Source organism: Pseudomonas sp. TH31, assembly GCF_016650815.1.
Lineage (GTDB): Bacteria > Pseudomonadota > Gammaproteobacteria > Pseudomonadales > Pseudomonadaceae > Aquipseudomonas.
The window spans coordinates 277947-295253 of sequence record NZ_JAEKEZ010000015.1; the positions used below are offsets into that span (position 1 = coordinate 277947).

Annotated in this window: 13 protein-coding genes and 3 pseudogenes; 5 read left to right on the top strand and 11 right to left on the bottom strand. The window is 54.1% G+C overall.

Translation table 11 applies throughout. From position 1 onward, the window contains the following. The first annotated feature begins 200 nt into the window (after window positions 1-200). On the top strand, window positions 201-1739 hold the full coding sequence (locus tag JFV26_RS13735; RefSeq protein ID WP_008071379.1) for an IS3 family transposase: 1539 nt from the start codon (window positions 201-203) through the stop codon (window positions 1737-1739). A gap of 639 nt (window positions 1740-2378) precedes the next feature. On the opposite strand, the gene JFV26_RS13740 is transcribed toward JFV26_RS13735, so the two are convergent. Together JFV26_RS13740 and JFV26_RS13745 are read right to left on the bottom strand one after the other, a co-directional pair. Continuing rightward, entirely contained in the window at window positions 2379-3218 is an 840-nt protein-coding gene (locus JFV26_RS13740) for an alpha/beta fold hydrolase (RefSeq protein WP_274610345.1), read from the bottom strand. A 92-nt stretch (window positions 3219-3310) separates the two neighbouring features. Next, complete coding sequence (locus tag JFV26_RS13745) at window positions 3311-4060, bottom strand: 3-oxoacyl-ACP reductase family protein (RefSeq protein WP_201193124.1); 750 nt, start codon at window positions 4058-4060, stop codon at window positions 3311-3313. 196 nt (window positions 4061-4256) lie between these two features. Between JFV26_RS13745 and JFV26_RS13750 the strand changes: the two genes are divergently transcribed. From JFV26_RS13750 to JFV26_RS13760, 3 genes and pseudogenes are all read left to right on the top strand, one after another. Beyond that, complete coding sequence (locus tag JFV26_RS13750; protein ID WP_201193126.1) at window positions 4257-5177, top strand: LysR family transcriptional regulator; 921 nt, start codon at window positions 4257-4259, stop codon at window positions 5175-5177. Window positions 5178-5324: 147 nt separating this feature from the next. Further along, complete coding sequence (locus tag JFV26_RS13755; protein ID WP_201193128.1) at window positions 5325-6074, top strand: 3-oxoacyl-ACP reductase family protein; 750 nt, start codon at window positions 5325-5327, stop codon at window positions 6072-6074. 359 nt (window positions 6075-6433) lie between these two features. Then, a pseudogene (locus JFV26_RS13760) lies at window positions 6434-6837 on the top strand (IS110 family transposase); the annotation flags it as partial. Between the two features lie 235 nt (window positions 6838-7072). On the opposite strand, the gene JFV26_RS13765 reads toward JFV26_RS13760, so the two are convergent. From JFV26_RS13765 to JFV26_RS33520, 5 genes and pseudogenes are all read right to left on the bottom strand, one after another. Then, window positions 7073-8704, bottom strand: coding sequence for a TolC family protein (locus tag JFV26_RS13765; protein ID WP_201193129.1), 1632 nt, complete (start codon window positions 8702-8704; stop codon window positions 7073-7075). 2 nt (window positions 8705-8706) lie between these two features. Beyond that, window positions 8707-9948, bottom strand: a complete 1242-nt coding sequence (locus tag JFV26_RS13770; protein WP_201193131.1) for an HlyD family type I secretion periplasmic adaptor subunit — start codon at window positions 9946-9948, stop codon at window positions 8707-8709. Further along, complete coding sequence (locus tag JFV26_RS34855; RefSeq protein ID WP_446739923.1) at window positions 9945-10358, bottom strand: hypothetical protein; 414 nt, start codon at window positions 10356-10358, stop codon at window positions 9945-9947. Before JFV26_RS34855 ends, JFV26_RS13770 begins: the two co-directional genes overlap by 4 nt. A 128-nt stretch (window positions 10359-10486) precedes the next feature. Continuing rightward, window positions 10487-11521, bottom strand: a pseudogene (locus tag JFV26_RS13775) (ABC transporter transmembrane domain-containing protein); the annotation flags it as partial. Window positions 11522-11526: 5 nt separating this feature from the next. Continuing rightward, on the bottom strand, window positions 11527-12246 hold the full coding sequence (locus JFV26_RS33520; protein ID WP_242487817.1) for a hypothetical protein: 720 nt from the start codon (window positions 12244-12246) through the stop codon (window positions 11527-11529). A 382-nt stretch (window positions 12247-12628) separates the two neighbouring features. Between JFV26_RS33520 and JFV26_RS13780 the strand changes: the two genes are divergently transcribed. Continuing rightward, the gene (locus tag JFV26_RS13780) at window positions 12629-13318 is read left to right on the top strand and encodes a response regulator transcription factor (protein ID WP_201193133.1); all 690 of its coding nucleotides are present in this window, start codon (window positions 12629-12631) and stop codon (window positions 13316-13318) included. Window positions 13319-13335: 17 nt separating this feature from the next. Here the strand turns inward: JFV26_RS13780 and JFV26_RS13785 are convergent. The 4 genes and pseudogenes from JFV26_RS13785 to JFV26_RS13800 form a co-directional block, all read right to left on the bottom strand. Next, a pseudogene (locus tag JFV26_RS13785) lies at window positions 13336-13961 on the bottom strand (response regulator). 96 nt (window positions 13962-14057) lie between these two features. Next, window positions 14058-14501, bottom strand: a complete 444-nt coding sequence (locus JFV26_RS13790) for a hypothetical protein (RefSeq protein WP_201193135.1) — start codon at window positions 14499-14501, stop codon at window positions 14058-14060. A gap of 341 nt (window positions 14502-14842) precedes the next feature. Next, window positions 14843-15742, bottom strand: a complete 900-nt coding sequence (locus JFV26_RS13795) for an OmpA family protein (RefSeq protein WP_201193137.1) — start codon at window positions 15740-15742, stop codon at window positions 14843-14845. A 79-nt stretch (window positions 15743-15821) separates the two neighbouring features. Next, window positions 15822-17307, bottom strand: a 1486-nt coding sequence (locus JFV26_RS13800) for an Ig-like domain-containing protein (RefSeq protein ID WP_201193139.1), incomplete at its 5' end; no start/stop codon positions are given.

The following is a 17307-nucleotide window of genomic DNA, read 5'->3' on the forward strand; positions in this document are numbered from 1 at the left end:
CTGTAAATAAAGCAAAGCTGGGGGGGCGATAAAAAATAAGTTATTGAATTAACCGCTCAGGACACTAGCCAATAAAGGACGGACGAATTAACTGGAGGGGCTAACGATGGAGTAACCTGTCAACACCGGTTGAAAACTGACCCACCGTCCGCCCCCCACTGGGGATGCGGCGGAAATCTTGGACTACCTGGAGGTAGTTCATGTACTCATACGAAGACCGTATCCGAGCGGTCAAGCTCTACATCAAACTGGGCAAGCGAACCGGGGCAACTATTCGTCAGTTGGGCTACCCGACGAAGAACTCTTTGAAGAGCTGGCACGCAGAGTATGAGCGATGCCTCGACCTGCCGCGTGGCTACGAGAACTCGAAGTCGAAGTACTCACTGGCCCAAAGGGAAAAGGCTGTCGGGCACTATCTCGAATACGGTCGCAACATCGCCGCTACCATCAAGGCGTTGGGCTACCCCGCGCGGGATTCGTTGCGTGCCTGGATTTACGAAATGCACCCCGAGTTGCATACGCGTATTGTCGGTCGATCAGACGGGTTAGCCCGGCCGCCAGCGGTGAAGCAGGCAGCGGTCATCGCGCTGTGCACGCGAAAAGAAAGTGCGAAAGCCCTGGCTCAAAAACTGGGCGTGTGCAGGCCGACCTTGTACAACTGGAAAAACCAGCTACTCGGCCCAGAGGTATCCCCATCCATGAAGTGTCGGCTTGAACCCTCATCGTCACCGGAACGAGAGGAGTTGCAGCGGCAACTCGAATCTCTCCAGCTCGATGTTCGCCGTTTGCAGCTTGAACATGACCTGTTGATGAGGGCGAATGAACTCATAAAAAAAGAGACGGGCATCAACCGGCAAGTCCTGACCAATCGGGAGAAGACATTGCTGGCTGATGCCCTAAGGCAGAGGTACTCCTTGCTAGAGCTGCTTGACGCGTTGGGCTTGGCCCGAAGCTCCTATTTCTATCATCGAGCCCGAATGCAGGTCGCGGAAAAGTACACCGAAGCGCGTCGTGCCATGGCGGACATATTCGAGCGCAATCATCGTTGCTATGGCTACCGTCGGATGCGAGCTTCGTTGAGCAGGCAGCGTGTGCGCCTTTCAGAGAAGGTGGTGCAGCGCTTGATGAAGCAGGAGTGCCTAGTCGTCGCCAAGCCGAAACGGCGTCGATACGGTTCCTACCTCGGGGAGATCAGTCCGGCGCCGGAAAACCTCCTCAACCGCGACTTCACGGCCCTAGCTCCGAATGAGAAATGGCTGACCGACATCTCGGAGTTCCAGATCCCGGCCGGCAAGGTGTACCTGTCCCCCATGATCGACTGCTTCGATGGGAAGGTAATCAGTTGGTCGATCGGCACGCGTCCCGACGCCGAGCTTGTGAACACGATGCTGGATGCCGCTGTCGAAACGGTGGCCAGCAACGATAAACGGCCTGTTGTTCACTCCGATCGTGGCGCTCACTACCGCTGGCCCGGCTGGCTATCGCGCATCGCTGATGCGAAGCTGATTCGTTCGATGTCGCGCAAAGGCTGCTCACCTGACAACGCGGCTTGTGAAGGTTTCTTCGGCCGACTGAAAACGGAGCTGTTCTATCCTCGCAACTGGCAGTCAACGAGCATCGAGCAGTTCATTCAGGCCTTGGATTCATACATTCGCTGGTACAACGAAAAACGAATCAAGATTTCCCTCGGCGCGCTCAGTCCCATTGAGTATCGTGAAAGCCTGGGCTTCGCGGCATAACCAGTCCAAGTTTTTGTCCGCATCCCCACTGGGTCAGTTTTGCTTCGGTACTGACAGTAACCCTCGACATTTGGTTTCAAGCAAGCTTTCCAGTGATTGATCGAAAACCGTACAGACGCCTCTCCAGGCTTTCCCGTCAACGATACCGCCCCCCTCTACGCCTGTTAGCCGTGAAAAAAGGTCCGGGGGTGTCGTCTACGTGTCTACGCACATTTATTTTTGGACTCGCTGGCCCCAAGTTAAGCTGCAGCATAGAAGGCTTTGATGGTTCCGCAACGAAAGCTAAGCCGGCATTATAACAAGGAGCATCTGCACAGCGCGCTGAAATACCGATCAGCACGGAAGTTTAGGCGCTTGGCGGCGGCATCAATTTAACGGAGTATAGGCGTCCGCTCTAATAGGGGCCAATCCACCAAGCGTGATTAATAACTAGGAATTTTAACGCACAGTCTTTAGCTTGAAACACCCAGAAAAGTCAATAACTTTATTCGGCGTGCAGTAAAACAACTCCCTGATCATTTACCGTCGAAGAAATCAACGAGTAGTGGCTTGACCAATGTAGGGCACTCCTCCATCAACCAATGACCACAGCCAGGCAGTACATGACCTTGTACGTTCGTCGCGTACTTATTCATCTGATCAATTTGAGTCTGACCAAGACTGCCTCGCCCGTCGCCCGTCGCCCGCCACCGCCAGTAGCGGCATAGTCAGTTTGCTTTGAACCAACAGTGCTTGGTTCTGCAGCACAGATTGCGGAAGCGCACGATAGTATTCGAATGCAGCATGCAGGGTGTGAGGCTTCGAATACGATTTAGCGTAAAGTCCAAGCAATTCTTCAGTAAACACCTCCTGCTTCTCAGCATGTTTTTTGATGAAATGAGAGAAAAAGACCTTTTCTTTTCCCGCAATTAACGTTTCGGGTAATGCTCCATCTGCTGAAAAGAAGCTAAAGTGCCAAGCGGTTGACTCACCTTGCGGGGTAAACGCTGGAAAGGTGTATATCAGTTCGTCCGGAATGACCGTCTCAAGATAGGCGACCTTGGCAATATCTTTTTGATGCTGTACCAGCATCGGATACGTTGCCCAACCACCAATATCGTGCGCCACTAAATTAAACGGCGCATCAGGACTAAAGCGTTTGGCAAAAGCGTATATATAAGGAGACACTTCTTGCCCGGAATACGAGGTCTTGAGTGGCTCGGACAACCCCAGGCCAGGAAGATCCACAGCGATGACTCTGTATTTTTTCGCCAATTCAGGCATGAGCTGATGCCACTCATACCATGACTGACCGAAGCCGTGCACCATCAGCATTAAAGGCCCGTTCCCACCCGCAACATAGTGCATTTTCAGGCCATTGACTTCTTCAAAGCCTCTTTCGAATCCTGCAGGAACAGGAAACTCCTCAGTCGCCAGCACGGTGAAAGAACACATCACACCACAGGCTGCAATCACAATACTCTTTATAAATTTATTCATAAGTCCCACCTTTACGAAATACAAAAGAGACGGACGATTTGCTCTCCACGTCTCTACTTATAAATGTCTAGCGGCTTTAGTCTTTTCGACGGTCAAGCGGCAAACCCACCATCAATGCTCAGGCTAGCGCCAGTAATAAATCCGGCTTCCGGCCCAGCAAGGTATGCAACGAAGCTGGCAATTTCTTCATCTTTTCCGTATCGGCCGAGCGCCATTAACTGTTTCAGTTGGCTGGCGACCTCACCGTCAGCTGGATTCATATCGGTATCGACCGGTCCTGGCTGAACGTTGTTGACCGTAATGGAACGTGGCCCCAAGTCTCGCGCCAGACCTTTGGTAAAACCAACGAGCGACGCTTTAGTCATTGCATACACGGCACCGCCGGCAATTGGAATTCGGTCGGCATTGATACTGCCAATATTAATAATCCGGCCACCCATACTCATGTGACGCACAGCTTCTTGACTGGCAAGAATCACACCTCTTACGTTGACAGCCAATGCAAGGTCAATTTCCGCCAAAGTCAGGTCTTCCAGTGCACCCCATGGAAGTACACCTGCATTGTTTATCAGGATATCCAGGCTGCCAAAATGCTCTACTGCTTGGCGTACAGCTTTCTGTAATGCTTCAGAATCAGCACTGTCAGCACGGATGGCAACAACATTGCCTCCGGCGATGGTGATCTCGTTTACTAGTGTTTTAGCTTCGTCTGGCGAGGAACGATAAGTGAATGCAACAGCTGCTCCTTCGCGAGCCAGACGTTTAACAATCGCAGCCCCAATTCCTCGGGAACCACCTTGTACAAATGCAACTTTTCCTTGGAAATTTTTCGCGTTATTCATTTATGCTTATTCTCAGTAAAGTTTACAAGATAAACTTACGCATAGCAGCTTTTAATAATTCAGAATGCAAAAGCTCAGCGCAACTCAACGATGTTTAAAGCACATCTCCATACAGTTGAATGAGTCTATGCTATTCACAGGATACGATTAAGTCCCTAAAATTCATTTCTCTAGGTCCTGCGCGGAATCAATTGGCATGGTTAAGAACCAATTTGTTGAGATTCGGAATTTCGTCACCGTTGCCCAGGCAGGCAGCTTCACCTCGGCTGCCCAGGCCTTGGGAATGACCGGTTCGGCGTTGAGCAAAAGCATTATGCGACTGGAGACACGCTTGGGAACCAAACTGTTGAACAGGACCACCAGGCGAGTGAGCTTGACCAATGATGGTGATTCCTACCTCACCGATTGCCAGAACGCCATGGCCATCCTAGACGAAGCCGAAAACCGCTTAGGCAGTGAGCAGCAGTTACCTGCCGGTCGGGTACGCATTGACTTGCCCACAGCATTTGGGCGCAGGTACATCTTACCCACCCTGATAGAACTGTCGACGCGGTACGAACAGCTGGAGCTGTCGGTAACCTTCAATGATCGGCCCGTTGATTTAATGGGTGATGGGATTGACTTGGCGGTGCGTGTGGGGCCGCTGGATAACAATGTGGATTTAGTCGCTCGTCGACTGGGCGAGCAGCGCCGAGTTATCTGCGGCTCCCCATCTTATCTCGCGCGCCGTGGTACGCCACAGGTAGCCAAGGACCTCTCACAACACGACTGTGTCCTAGGATGGCCTTTAGGCCAACGGCCCACCTGGCTACTCAAAAACGAGGCGGGAATGACTGAAGCGTATGACATCCCCGTACGCCATGAGATAGGGGATTGCGAAGCCATTCTGGCTGCAACTCTGGCGGGTTGCGGTTTGGCCCAGGTACCTACATGGCTGGTGGAGGAACACCTGCGATCAGGTACGCTCGTTTCTGTGCTCGACGATCAAGCAGGAGGCGATATGCCGATTCACGCCATTTGGATCAAGACCCCCTACATTCAGCCGAAGATGCGCGTGATCATTGAAGCGTTACTCCTTTTGGCGCAGACACCAGACAGTCGATTTCGAGCCGATTAGCTCAAAAATTTATCCGATAAATTGACAATCTGCACATTGATACTCAGGCGCGCTGCGCCTATAAGACTTCTGGCCATGTAGTTTGGTTTGTCAGTAAACATTCTTCTTCGCTGCGGCGATCCCATAATGAAAAGTAAGGATAACTCTATGTCGTTCGTAAAGAGCCTTGAAGGAAAAGTTGCAATTGTACAAGGCGGCTCCCGTGGCATCGGCGCAGCCATTGTCAGGCGCTTGGCCCATGAAGGTGCAGCGGTAGCCTTTACATACGCTTCATCTGCAGCTCGAGCTGATGCACTGGTTGCGGAAGTTACGGCAATCGGTGGTAAGTCCCTTGCCATTTGCGCTGATAGCGCCGATGTCGCTGCGCTGCAGCAGGCGGTCCGCCAAGCAGCAGAGCATTTCGGCACGCTAGATATCCTGGTAAACAATGCTGGCGTGCTGAGCTGGGCACCCACCGAGGAATTTCCTCTGGATGAGTTGGAGCGAACCTTTGCAATCAATATTCGCGGCGTCTTTGTCGCTGCCCAGGAAGCAGCGCGCCATATGAATGATGGAGGTCGCATCATCAACATTGGCAGCACCAACGCAGAGCGTGTTCCTGTTGCCGGCGGAGCGGTGTACGCCATGAGCAAATCGGCGTTGGTTGGATTAGTCAAAGGCATGGCCCGCGATCTCGGCCCACGCTGTATTACGGTCAACAATGTTCAACCAGGTCCTATCGACACCGAAATGAACCCAGCTGAGGGCGAATTTGCCGATCAGTTGAAAGCACTGATGGCGCTTGATCGATACGGTAAAGCTGATGAAGTCGCGGCCTTTGTGGCTTACCTTGCAGGGCCGGAAGCTGGGTACATTACCGGAGCAAGTTTGACCATTGACGGTGGTTTTTCAGCTTGAGCCGGGCATACATCTGAGCGCCAACACCCAGTTGTGCTATCGCAAAATCTTCCCTCAAGGTATGAGGATTAGAAACTTTTAGATGGTCTGAATCAGACCCGAATTTCCCGACAAGATAACCCGACCGCTTCAAAGACGACCTGCCGAACAGACGGCTGGATTACATGCTTTAGGCACTATCCTGTCTGGGGCGACCTCGCGTTTGAATTCAGTAGAAAAGGTACGGCGTTGTTTGGTCATCTGACACCTCGATCTGGCGAGCATTCTCGCCTAAATGGGTGTCCGGTAATGACATGGTCACCCCCACACCCTACGAGGGCTACGCTTTCGCAGGGTGTTTTATTTTGGAGGCCATCATCATGAGCGAATTGGCACTGGTCGGTATCGATCTCGGCAAACACACTTTCCACTTTCCACTTTCCACTTGCACGGCCAGGACGTATCGGGTCGAGAGATGTTTCGCAAGAAGCTCTTGCGCGTGCAGATGATGCGTTTTTTCGGCAACTGCCCCACTTGTACTGTCGTGATGGAAGCCTGCGCTGGTTCTCATTTCGTTGCCCGCGAACTGGCGACCATGGGACATGTAGCCAAACTGATATCCCCGCAGTTTGTTCGGCCTTTCGTTAAAAGTAACAAAAATGATTTCGTTGACGCCGAGGCGATCTGTGAAGCCGCCTCACGCCCTTCGATGCGATTTGTCTCGCCTAAAACCGAGGCCCAGCAAACGCTCTCAGTACTGCATCGCATGCGTGAGTCGCTGGTGCTGGCTGTGCCAGTTTGGGAGTACGGATAATAAGCCGCGCCTCACTCACAGCGAAGGCCGATACCCATTATCAAAAACCACAGCATGCAGACTGAAAAACACCAGCGGATAACAGGCCTTTTTTTAAATGGCTCTACATCCAAAACGCGGAAGGAACACAATGCATACGCGCTGTACACAGTGGTGTGTAGCTAAAACTTTGGCCATATGAAATCGATCCGTTGCCGGATCGTGATCAGCGCTTGCCTCGCAACCATTGTGCAAGAATGCCAGCGCTGGCGTATTGGCGCAGGATGGACTGGTAACCATCAAAGCGATTGGTGATTTCACTGACCTGGTTACCATAGTGGTCGTTTTCTGCCGTGAGAACATCCAGCAAGGTACGTTTACCCAAGTGGTGCCACTGCAAGTAGAACGCTTCGCGAATACGATTCGACTCTACACTGAGGTTACGGTATAGCTCAGCTCGCTCCAGTTGGGTGCGGGCATCATTGTCTGCTGTGCGAATCCGGAACTCCAGGTCCCGACGTTGCTGTGCAGTTTCATGACGACTGGCGTCCGCACGCTGAAGTGCCGCACGCTCTGCCGCTCGAGTAGATCCGCCCCGGAACGCGCCCCAGGTCATACTGAGATTGGTCTGCCACGCCTGCTCTTGTCCCAGGGAATCTTCGGCCGTATTTTTACTGACCACCCAATTCAATTGCGGCAAACCAGAGGCCCGCACCGCTTGAGCTTGCAACTCGGCGGATTCAGCTTGTGCGGCGGCCTGGAGGATCGTCGGGTGGTTTTTTACGACGTCCAGCAACTGCTCAAGATTGGTCAGCCCGATGTTCCATTCCGTGCTATGAGGGATGGGCACCGGACGCTCGCCCACCAGCTTATGCAGGGTGATTTCGGCATCCCGGGCCTTTGCCCCAGCAGCATCACGCAAGGCTTGCGCTTGCAGCAAACGCGCTTTGGCTTGAGTCAGCTCGCTGGTGCGGCCTGCGTCCACAGCAACAATACCGGCAAGCATCTCGACCAGTTCTTTCATACGGTTGGCGAAGTCCTGGCTGAGATCACCAATAATCCGCTGTTTGCCTAACTCGACCAGCGTCGTGACCACTTCGAACCCAAGGTTCTCCATCTCGGCCGCGAGATTTTCATCGGAGGCAACTGCCAGCCGCTCACGACTTTCGATCGTGTGGTCGACACGCCCCCAGTCGTACAGCATGGTGGACACCGCTACATTGATCCCGCCCGTCCCCTGTTCACGGTCAGAACCTTTGCCGAACTGTACGGCTTGCGTCTGGGTGCCCACATCAACCTGCGGCCACCGTTGCCCCTTGGCTTCATCGATGTCGGAGAGTGCCGCCTGTTGCTCACCTTTCGTACGAAGGATCTTCGGGCTGCGAGTCACCGCCGCTTCCACCGCACGCAGGAAAATTTTCCGCAGTTCGTGCTCCGAAGGTCCGATGATCGGATTGCCTTTCTGCGCACGCTCAGCCAGACGCGCGGGCAATCCGGCGTAAGCGAGGGCCGAGACACTGCCGACCTGTTGCTCGAATTTTAGACCTGAATCTCGGGCAGCATCAGGCTTGATCGAGGTACGAGGTGCTGTGGCTTTGCTCTCGGAGGGTGTTCTCCCGGCCAAGGGCCGCGCAGTGCCGGCTGAAGCCTCCGGTTGGAATGAAAGACGCCCGTTATTGGCACGCTCCTGTGAAACTCTGGTGTTGGCAGGCTGGCGTTCCTCTGTCGCCGGGGCACGACTAAAGCTCAACAATTCGTCGTCGGCCTGGGAGGTAGTGGTGTGCAATCCGCTCAACACGAACGCCGCCACCCATCGAGTCGCCGAAGTCAGTGAGGCACCGAAAAAATCAAACCGCATGCCTATCGCTCCCTGAACGCTTCCCGTGCTTTGAGCACAGGTTTGAGCAGATAGTCGAGAATGGTTTTCTCACCCGTACGGATCTCCACCGAGGCCACCATTCCCGGAATGATCGGCAACGATTTATCACCCGCTTCGAGTGAACTTCTTTCGGTCAGTACCAGGACCCGATAGTAGGTATCGTCGGGTCGGCCGGCAGCGGCTTTTTGATCATCCTTCAAGGTGTCGGGGCTGATGTGCTCGACCTGACCTTTAAGACCGCCATAGATGGCGTAGTCATAGGCCGTGATCTTGACCGTGGCCGGCAACCCAGGCCGGAGAAAGGCAACATCGGCCGGACGGATTTTCCCCTCCACTAACAACTGGTCTTCCAGTGGGACGATTTCAAGAATGTGCTCGCCGGGCTGAATCACTCCACCGCGGGTGTTCACGCGCACATTCTTGACCGTGCCACGCACCGGTGCGGTCACGGTGGTGCGCTCCACCACGTCAGCCCTGCCCACCAGGTTTTCGCTGGTTTGCGACAGCTCCAGCTCGAACTTCGCCAGCTCCGAGTTGGCTTCCGCCTGATAACGGTTGATACGCTCGACCATCTGCGATTTGATTTCGTTGGCCTGACGGCGCATACGCAAAATTTCCACTTCAGACATCAAGCCCTTGGCCGCGAGCGGCTCAGCCAGCTGGATCTCCCGCATAGAGAGCACGTAACTGCGCTCCAGGCCGCCGACACTCTCGTTCAAGGCGCTCTTGCGGGCGTTGTAGGCCTGGATTTCCTGTTGAACCACGGCCATATCGGTTTTCACCATGTCATCGAACTCCAGAGGCTGTTGGTAAGCCTCGGCGCGCAGACGCGTGATGCTGGCTTTGAGGCCGATGACCTTGGACAACGTTTCGCGATAACTGGCCTGGGCCCGCGTCGGATCAATTTTGAGGAGCACCTGGTCCTTCTCCACCACATCACCTTCGCGCACATTCATCTCCGCAAGGATCCCGCCTTCCAGGCTCTGAATGACCTGCTCGCGACTCTTCGAAATAATCTTGGCTTCCCCCAGGGTGATCTCTTCGACCCGAGCGAAATACGCCCAAACCAGGCCGCCAATCAGCACGACCGCAATCAGATTGAGCACCAGCCTGGAGCCGGGGGTGGTCTGATTCAGCAGTGACTCCTGAATGTCGTTCATATAGGCAGCATCGCCGGGTTGCAGCGCCGCAGCATCGCCTCGACCAAACAGCTTTTTGATCATGGAGCAATCTCCGACTTAACTGGAACTGGGGCGGTATCGGTAGCTGGTACAGCGGCCACCGGTCTTGTCTTTCGGGTGCTCAAGGACATCGCGCCGACAGATACAGGGTTATCCGAGTCGCCCTTCGGGGCGTTCTGAGGCACAGGCTTACGGCTATTCGAATTCATGGCAGCGAGGATGGTCTCCTTGGGGCCATCCGCGACAACTTTGCCGTCTTCCACGACGACAATCCGCTGGACCAATGCCAACAGCGACGGGCGATGTGTCACCACCACTAGCGTTTGCCCCTCGGTCGCACGTTGCAGATGCTGCAAAAACACCGCTTCGGTCTGGGTGTCCATGGCACTGGTGGGCTCATCCAGCAGCAACAGGTTCGGACGGGCCAAGAGCGTGCGTGCCAGGGAAACCAATTGACGCTGCCCCCCGACAAACCTTCACCCATTTCCCCGATAGGCAGGTTGATCCCTTGCGGATGGCGCGCAGCTACCTGGTCAAGACCGCTCAAGCGCAACACCCGCAAGAACTCATCAGCGCTGGCTTCAGGGCGACCGATCATGACGTTCTCGCGCAGCGACCCGTAAAACAGACGAGCATCCTGGCCAACGTAACCAACCGCCTTACGCCAGTCGGCCGGGTCGATTTGATTGACATCCAGCCCCGCGCTGAACATTTGCCCATCGACGGGCAAATAAAGACGCGCCATGACACGCAACAACGTCGACTTTCCGCTGCCGATACGCCCAAGAATGGCCACCCGCTCCCCCGCCGTGAACGTCAGGTTGATCCCTTGCAGCACCGGTGGATTAGGCTGCATGGGCGGCGCGGGGTAAGCAAACCCGATATTTTTCAGCGTCAACTGGCCTTCGATCGTCGGTTTGGCCAGATACTCGCGACTCGTATCACGGTCTACCGGCAACGCCATCAGACCATTGAGCGATTGCATGGCTGCCTTGGCTTGCTGAAAGCGCACCGCCAGCCCCACCACCTGCCCTAGCGGCGCCGTGACACGACCCGCCAGCATCACAGTGGCGATGAGCGCGCCCATGGTCAGATCACCGGCATCGATCAGGTAAACGCCAACCACAATCAAGGCGACGGTCTGGACTTGTTGAAAGAAGGTGACCGTACCTGTTGCCGCACTCGACAACTCCCGAGACTTCAGGGACGTCTCAGCGGCCAGTGCACTGAAGGTTTCCCAGCGACGCTGCATGTAGGCTTCACCGCCCACGGCCTTGAGTGTCTCAAGGCCTTCAATCGACTCAATCAGCACCCCTTGCTTGAGCGAAGACTCGCGCAGGTTTTCTTTCATCGTGCGGGCCAGCGGCCATTGGATAGCAATGCTGATGACCAGAATCAGCGGAATCAGCAGCAAAGGAATCCAGCCCAAAGGGCCGCCGATCACGAAGATTACCGCGACAAACATCAAGACAAAGGGCAGATCCGAAATCGCCGCCAATGTTGCCGAAGTCGCAAAATCGCGCACCGACTCAAATTCACGCAGTTGGTTGGCAAACGAACCCGAGGACGCCGGCTTGTGTTCCATCTGAATCGACAGCGCCTGACGGAACAACATGGTCCCTAACACCAGATCGGCTTTTTCCCCGCCATATCCAGCAAATGTGCCCGGACATAGCGGGCGATGGCCTCGAACACCATCGCCACGACCACACCAATGGCCAGCGACCAGAGCGTAATGAATGCCTGATTGGGCACGACGCGGTCGTACACGTTCATCGTGAAAAAGATACTGGCCAAGGCCAGGACGTTGATCAAAACGGCGCCAATGGCGGCGCTGCGGTAATAACGGCGATAGCGCCACAAGGTACTCAACAGCCAGTGACCGGCCGGCCGTGCCGTCTCCTCACCTGCGCGCGTGTCGACCTTGGCCGTGAGCTTGGCGAGAATGGCAAACCCGGCGTACAGGTTGTCGACATCGCTCTGGGGCAATTCAACCGGCTCATTGCCAATCTCGGGCAAGATCACCTGATAGAGAAAAACACGTTTATCCTTCACCTGCGGGTCAAGTCGGCGCCCCAGAAGGATGCAACCGCCTTGATCCTTGCGTAACAGAATCATCGGTACCAATTGCGTTGGCAATGCCTGGACCCGACGCTCCACCAGCCCCGCCGACAAGCCGGCATTGGACAAGCTCGCCAGCGCGAGCGAAGGCGACAGTAACCCAACCTTGGGCAGGCCGGCGGTCAGTGCCTGGGGCGAGCGCCCTACTCCGTAGTGATCGCATAGCCAGGCAACGCTTTGCAGCAGCGTGTCGTGGGTATGGGTTTGCGCAGAGGGCATCGGCTGAGGGGCTGCCGCTGAGTTCACAGATGTATTATCGGTAACCATCAACGAAGTCCTGAGCTTTGGGTTTGCTGTTGGCGAGGATCATGGGTGATTCTCAAAATGGAATTTTTCCTACTCTGGCGTTGGCATTAGGATCATGGTCGTCTTAAAGTCATTCGGTTAATTCTGACGAGCGTGCCGCCACCGGAGAACGAGACTTGTCTCAAACTCGGTCACTACTTGATCAGTGAGGAATAGGCAAAATGAAGAGAGTTGGTATAGGTAAAGCACCGGGGGCCGGTGATTTCTTTGGGAGCCGAGTTGGGATAATGTGGCGCTGATCGCTTTCTGAACGATGTAAGATATTTCCTAACCAATTGCAAACAGGAGCTCGACGATGAGATGGTCCGTGATATCACCGTTGCGAATTGTCCTACTGGATGATCACGCATTGATTCGTGACGCGTTGAAAATTCGCCTGTCGCTGGAAACGGACTTCAAAGTAACGGGTGTCTATACCACTAGCCGCGATCTGATCGAGGGATTACGCACCCATTCGACGGACTTGCTGATACTCGATTACCAATTGGCCGACGGTGAGCTTGATGGCCTTCGCCTGATACAGTCGATCCGTACCCAGCATCCAGACTTGCGCATTGTAATTTTCTCGTCAGCGGAAAGGCCCGCGACGGTCAATATGTGCATTCGAGCAGGTGCCAATGGCTTTGTGGGTAAATCACAGGAAACCGACGAACTTTTGAGGGCCGTTCGGATGGCGGCCCTGGACCGTATTTACTTGGCACCGGCAATGGTGGCGGAGTTGGAAAAGTTACCTGTACCGCAATCGACAGAGAAAAATCACATCTTTGATGCGGATCAGGCCCTGGTTGATAACCCTGAACTGTCGCCCAAGGAGCGAGAGGTATTGCGCTGTTGCCTGGAAGGCTTGTCTGTTTCCCAAGTAGCTATCAAGTTCTCTCGTAGCCGCAAAACAATCAGCGGGCAGAAACAAGCGGCTTTTAGAAAACTGGGGATTCGCACCGACACCGAACTCTTTAAATTGCAAGTTCATCTAAAGAATCTTTAATTCACGAGACGCTCAGGTCAAGCTAGACCATTACGTTTCGCCAATGCATACAATTCCACCAAGGAACTGACATTGAGCTTAAGCAAGAGGCGTTTTTTGTAGGTACTGATGGTCTTGCTGCTCAACAGCATGCAGTCAGCGATTTCTTTATTGCTCATGCCTTGTACCAGTTGTTGCATGACCCTGAATTCACGAATTGACAAACGCTCAAATAGCTCGTTCTCCTGAGCAGCGCCGTCTCGACGGAGCGGCAAATAGGATAGATACGGAAAATATTTTTCGTTAGCCCGAACGACCCTTACGGCACGCACCAACTCAGAGAGTTCCTCTTTTTACTGACGAAACCGTGGGCACCTATCTGCCTGCAACGCTCAGCGAGATGGCTCGACGGCAACCCCGTCAATACAATGATTTTCACCGGCAGGTGTTGTGCGACGACATGACTGATAACCGTTAGCCCATCGACAGTGGGAATTCCGATATCCAGAATCATTGTCAAGGGACCCAGCGTCTCAACCAGCTTGAGTGCATCCGCTCCATCGCCCGTTTCCGCAATGACGTCAAACCCTTCACTCGCCAGCAGCAATTGGATGGCCATGCGAACAGCTGGGTGGTCGTCCACAATAACAATCCGATTGTTCATTGCCTGATTCCTTTTATTTAAACTGAATAGTTTCGCGCAGGCCGCGGCTCCCACTGAAAAGCGTTAGTCGGACAGTTCATCAGCGCGTAATAACCTTCACGCGAGACCAATGGAGGAGGGGCCTATAGTGTTATCAATGACGTTTTTATCTATTAACCAGAGAAAATCCACCAGTGCTTCGTAGCTGATAGTGTCGATCCGTCGTACCTGATGATGCGGCTGATCAGATAACGTTTTGGCGCCCCCTGGCGGCGAACCATAGATAAGTACATGCCTCAAGCGTGGATTGTTGACACAAAAATCCACGACGTTGAGTCCGGCGGCTGAAATCAAGTCAGCGTTGACAATTAACAGATCGAAGCGATCATATAAATTTGGACTGTAGTGGGTGAGCATCGTGAGCTCACGAAAAGACGCAACAGGACAAACCCTGAAGTACCTTAAGATACCTAGCGATTTTTCAATAACAATACGCTGCTCACACTGATGATCGGCGACTAATACTCTCATCGAAGTGCCGGAAGAAGACATATAATTCATTATTGGTGCTCATTAATTTATAGGACACCCAAAAAGCACCTTGATCCTACTGGTAACTATGCAAGAACGGTCCCGTTTTTTTGGTTTTTCAGTAGAGAGTTCGTCATAGCATGGCCTGGCAGAGTGTCACAACGTTTGGCGCGGAGGGGAAATGACCGTATTTCAGGTCAGTGTTAAATGTTAACGTCCCCGCTCTTTAACCCGTTCACCAACGGGTGCGAGGAGATTGATTGCCAACAACCGCAGTATCTTGTCGATTAACAGATCGACTGCCATGACCGGTCTCTTCATGACAGGAGCGGCGCAGGGACTACGCCGCTCCTGTGGGTCGATATCAGTGATCAGCGACGCACGTCGATGCGTACCACCACACGCCGATCCTGGGCATAGCAGGCGATCTGCTCGGCACGCGAGCCGCTACAGCTCCCGCTCACCGGTTCACTGGAGCCGACACTGCTGGCTTCGATAGTCGAAGCCTGCAAGCCACCGTCGATCAACAGACGGCGAACGGTCTGCGCACGCTTCAGGCCAAGCGCCTGGTTGCTGGACACCGAACCGAACGGATCGGTGTGACCAATCACTTCAACGTGCTCAAGTGCGGTGTGTTCAGTTTTGAGCTGACTGATCAGATCGCGGATCGCCTGGCGGCCCTGCACCGAGATGTCCGAGTAGCCCGACTTGCCAAATTTGAAAAGCACATCACCGGACAGCGCATAGTCCTTGAACGGTGCGGCCGCTGGCGGCGCGGCCTGGTAATTACACGCCTGAACACCGGATGCCCGTGACATGGCCTGGATCTGTTGCCGACTGCCGGCCATTTCACGCTCTGCGTCTTCACGTTTGATCGCCTGCGGTGCACTACTGACGCCTTCGCTGGCCTTCAGGAAATAGGTCTTGCCACCTTCGAGGAGGGCTGTATAGACGTCAGTGTTTTTGCCTGTGTACTGCGGCGCATCGTTGAGGTACGCCCCCAGGGTGTGCCCTCCCGGCGCCACGCAGAACGCCGTAAAGCCACCCGGCAACAGCCCGGTGTGGAATTCGCGGTCGACATACACATGGGCCGCACCGTTCTGCGCGCCCATCGTCGCGGCACGGTAATACACCACCTGGGCTTGCCCGGCGGACACCGGGGCTACGGGAGTGTATTGGTTGCCGAAGGCCGGAACAGCCAATGCCTTGGGGACGCTGCACAGGGCGACGCCAAGCAGCGCAGCTTGAAACAAAGTCGTACGTTTGAACATGCTCATAACTCCACCGCGAGCACCATCAGGTGCCCGGGTTTTAGAAAGTAGATGAAGAGAAGTGGATAGCGGTCCCGGGTTACACCAGGAGGTTGGTGGTGACCCCCTCCTGAACCAGCAGCTCGGCACCCAGTGAAGAGTGGCTGTATACGTTGTAGGTTACGCCCGCCACCTTGACCTGGCCCTGCTCGGCCCAGCTTCCCGGATCCTCGGCCCCCATCAAGCCTTGCAGGTCGACTACGTCGTCCCCATCGCCTTTGATCGTCATCTGGGTCTTGCCGCTGCTGTGGAACAGATCGGTTTCGCCATTGTTAAGCACGTCTTCTAGGGACAACTTGAGGGTGTTGCTACCTGAGCCGGTGAGGTCGATGACTTCGATCGAGCTGAGCTTGTCACCGATAGCGGTCAGGTCCAGGATCTGGTCCTGGCCGGTAAGCTTCAGGGTATCAAGACCGGCGGCGCCATGAACACCAGACTCAGCATCTGACAAGTGGTTAACGTCATCAACAGAGAAGATATTATTTTCGTCGGTGCCAAAGTACTGACTGGCATCTTCGATGGATTGGTTATCGGGATAAAAAATAGTGCCTGAGGCTTCAAACTTGAAGTGGCCCAATGAGTAACCACCAGGGTCGTGACCTGTAAACTCTATCGACGCAATTAGCTTTCCTTGAGGTGCGGTGAAACTCTTATAGTCATAGCCTGCGCTTGGGACATGATCCAGAGATCCAATTACATCGCCATTGGTATCTTTAAATAAAACTTTAACAGATCCACCATTACCTTTTCCCAAACCAAATGAAAATTCAGTTGAGGCGCTATGTAATTCAACAGTTAATGAGCCTGCTGGATTGTTCGGACCGACAGTCGCCGGCATCCATAACCCCTCAGAGTAGGGGGCAGTTGTCACTCGATTATTCCGACCATTGTAAGTTATTGTGAGGTCGTCGAATGTTTGGCTTTGTCCATTATACAAAAACCAGTTGCCAGGAGAAGGTAAGCTTAAAAAGTCTTCTTGGCCGGTACTTGCACCAAGCCGAATATCTGATGTATTTCCAGCGGAATCGACAATAAAGCTCCCAAGTGTGCCTGTCGAACCGCTCGGGACATCGACCGACACTGTACCGGCATCAATATCTTCCTGCTCGAGCGGATGGCCGACCTGCTCGTCACCCACACGAACAAACAGGATATCGCCGACTTTGGCATTAGTGTCGGTGACTTCGACAGTAACCACATCGCCACTGCGGCTAACTGATTTAGGAGCATCAGGCGCCACAACATCCAATGAAATGTCTTGCGAATGCTCCGTACTGTTGCCCGCTAAATCCACGACACGCGTCTGGATCTCCCAGTCGCCGCCGTGGCTGGTTTGATCGACAAAACTCCAACTGCTATCGCCATTGAGTACAGCATCCAGCCAGGTCGCGCCGCCATCCACGGAGACCTGCACTTTTTCGTCCGCCGCCAGAGCCGCTGTCAGCGAACCTTGAATCAAACGCCCGGCACTGCCGTCATTGGTGAGGAAGTCCCCATTGTCATTACCGCTGTCCTTGCCCATGCTC

Excerpts from the sequence above, each read along its gene's own strand:
- JFV26_RS13735 (WP_008071379.1), top strand. The coding sequence starts at position 201 with ATGTACTCATACGAAGACCGTATCCGAGCGGTCAAGCTCTACATCAAA.
- JFV26_RS13740 (WP_274610345.1), bottom strand. The coding sequence starts at position 3,218 with ATGAATAAATTTATAAAGAGTATTGTGATTGCAGCCTGTGGTGTGATG.
- JFV26_RS13745 (WP_201193124.1), bottom strand. The coding sequence starts at position 4,060 with ATGAATAACGCGAAAAATTTCCAAGGAAAAGTTGCATTTGTACAAGGT.
- JFV26_RS13750 (WP_201193126.1), top strand. The coding sequence starts at position 4,257 with ATGGTTAAGAACCAATTTGTTGAGATTCGGAATTTCGTCACCGTTGCC.
- JFV26_RS13755 (WP_201193128.1), top strand. The coding sequence starts at position 5,325 with ATGTCGTTCGTAAAGAGCCTTGAAGGAAAAGTTGCAATTGTACAAGGC.
- JFV26_RS13765 (WP_201193129.1), bottom strand. The coding sequence starts at position 8,704 with ATGCGGTTTGATTTTTTCGGTGCCTCACTGACTTCGGCGACTCGATGG.
- JFV26_RS13770 (WP_201193131.1), bottom strand. The coding sequence starts at position 9,948 with ATGATCAAAAAGCTGTTTGGTCGAGGCGATGCTGCGGCGCTGCAACCC.
- JFV26_RS33520 (WP_242487817.1), bottom strand. The coding sequence starts at position 12,246 with ATGCCCTCTGCGCAAACCCATACCCACGACACGCTGCTGCAAAGCGTT.
- JFV26_RS13780 (WP_201193133.1), top strand. The coding sequence starts at position 12,629 with ATGAGATGGTCCGTGATATCACCGTTGCGAATTGTCCTACTGGATGAT.
- JFV26_RS13790 (WP_201193135.1), bottom strand. The coding sequence starts at position 14,501 with ATGAATTATATGTCTTCTTCCGGCACTTCGATGAGAGTATTAGTCGCC.
- JFV26_RS13795 (WP_201193137.1), bottom strand. The coding sequence starts at position 15,742 with ATGTTCAAACGTACGACTTTGTTTCAAGCTGCGCTGCTTGGCGTCGCC.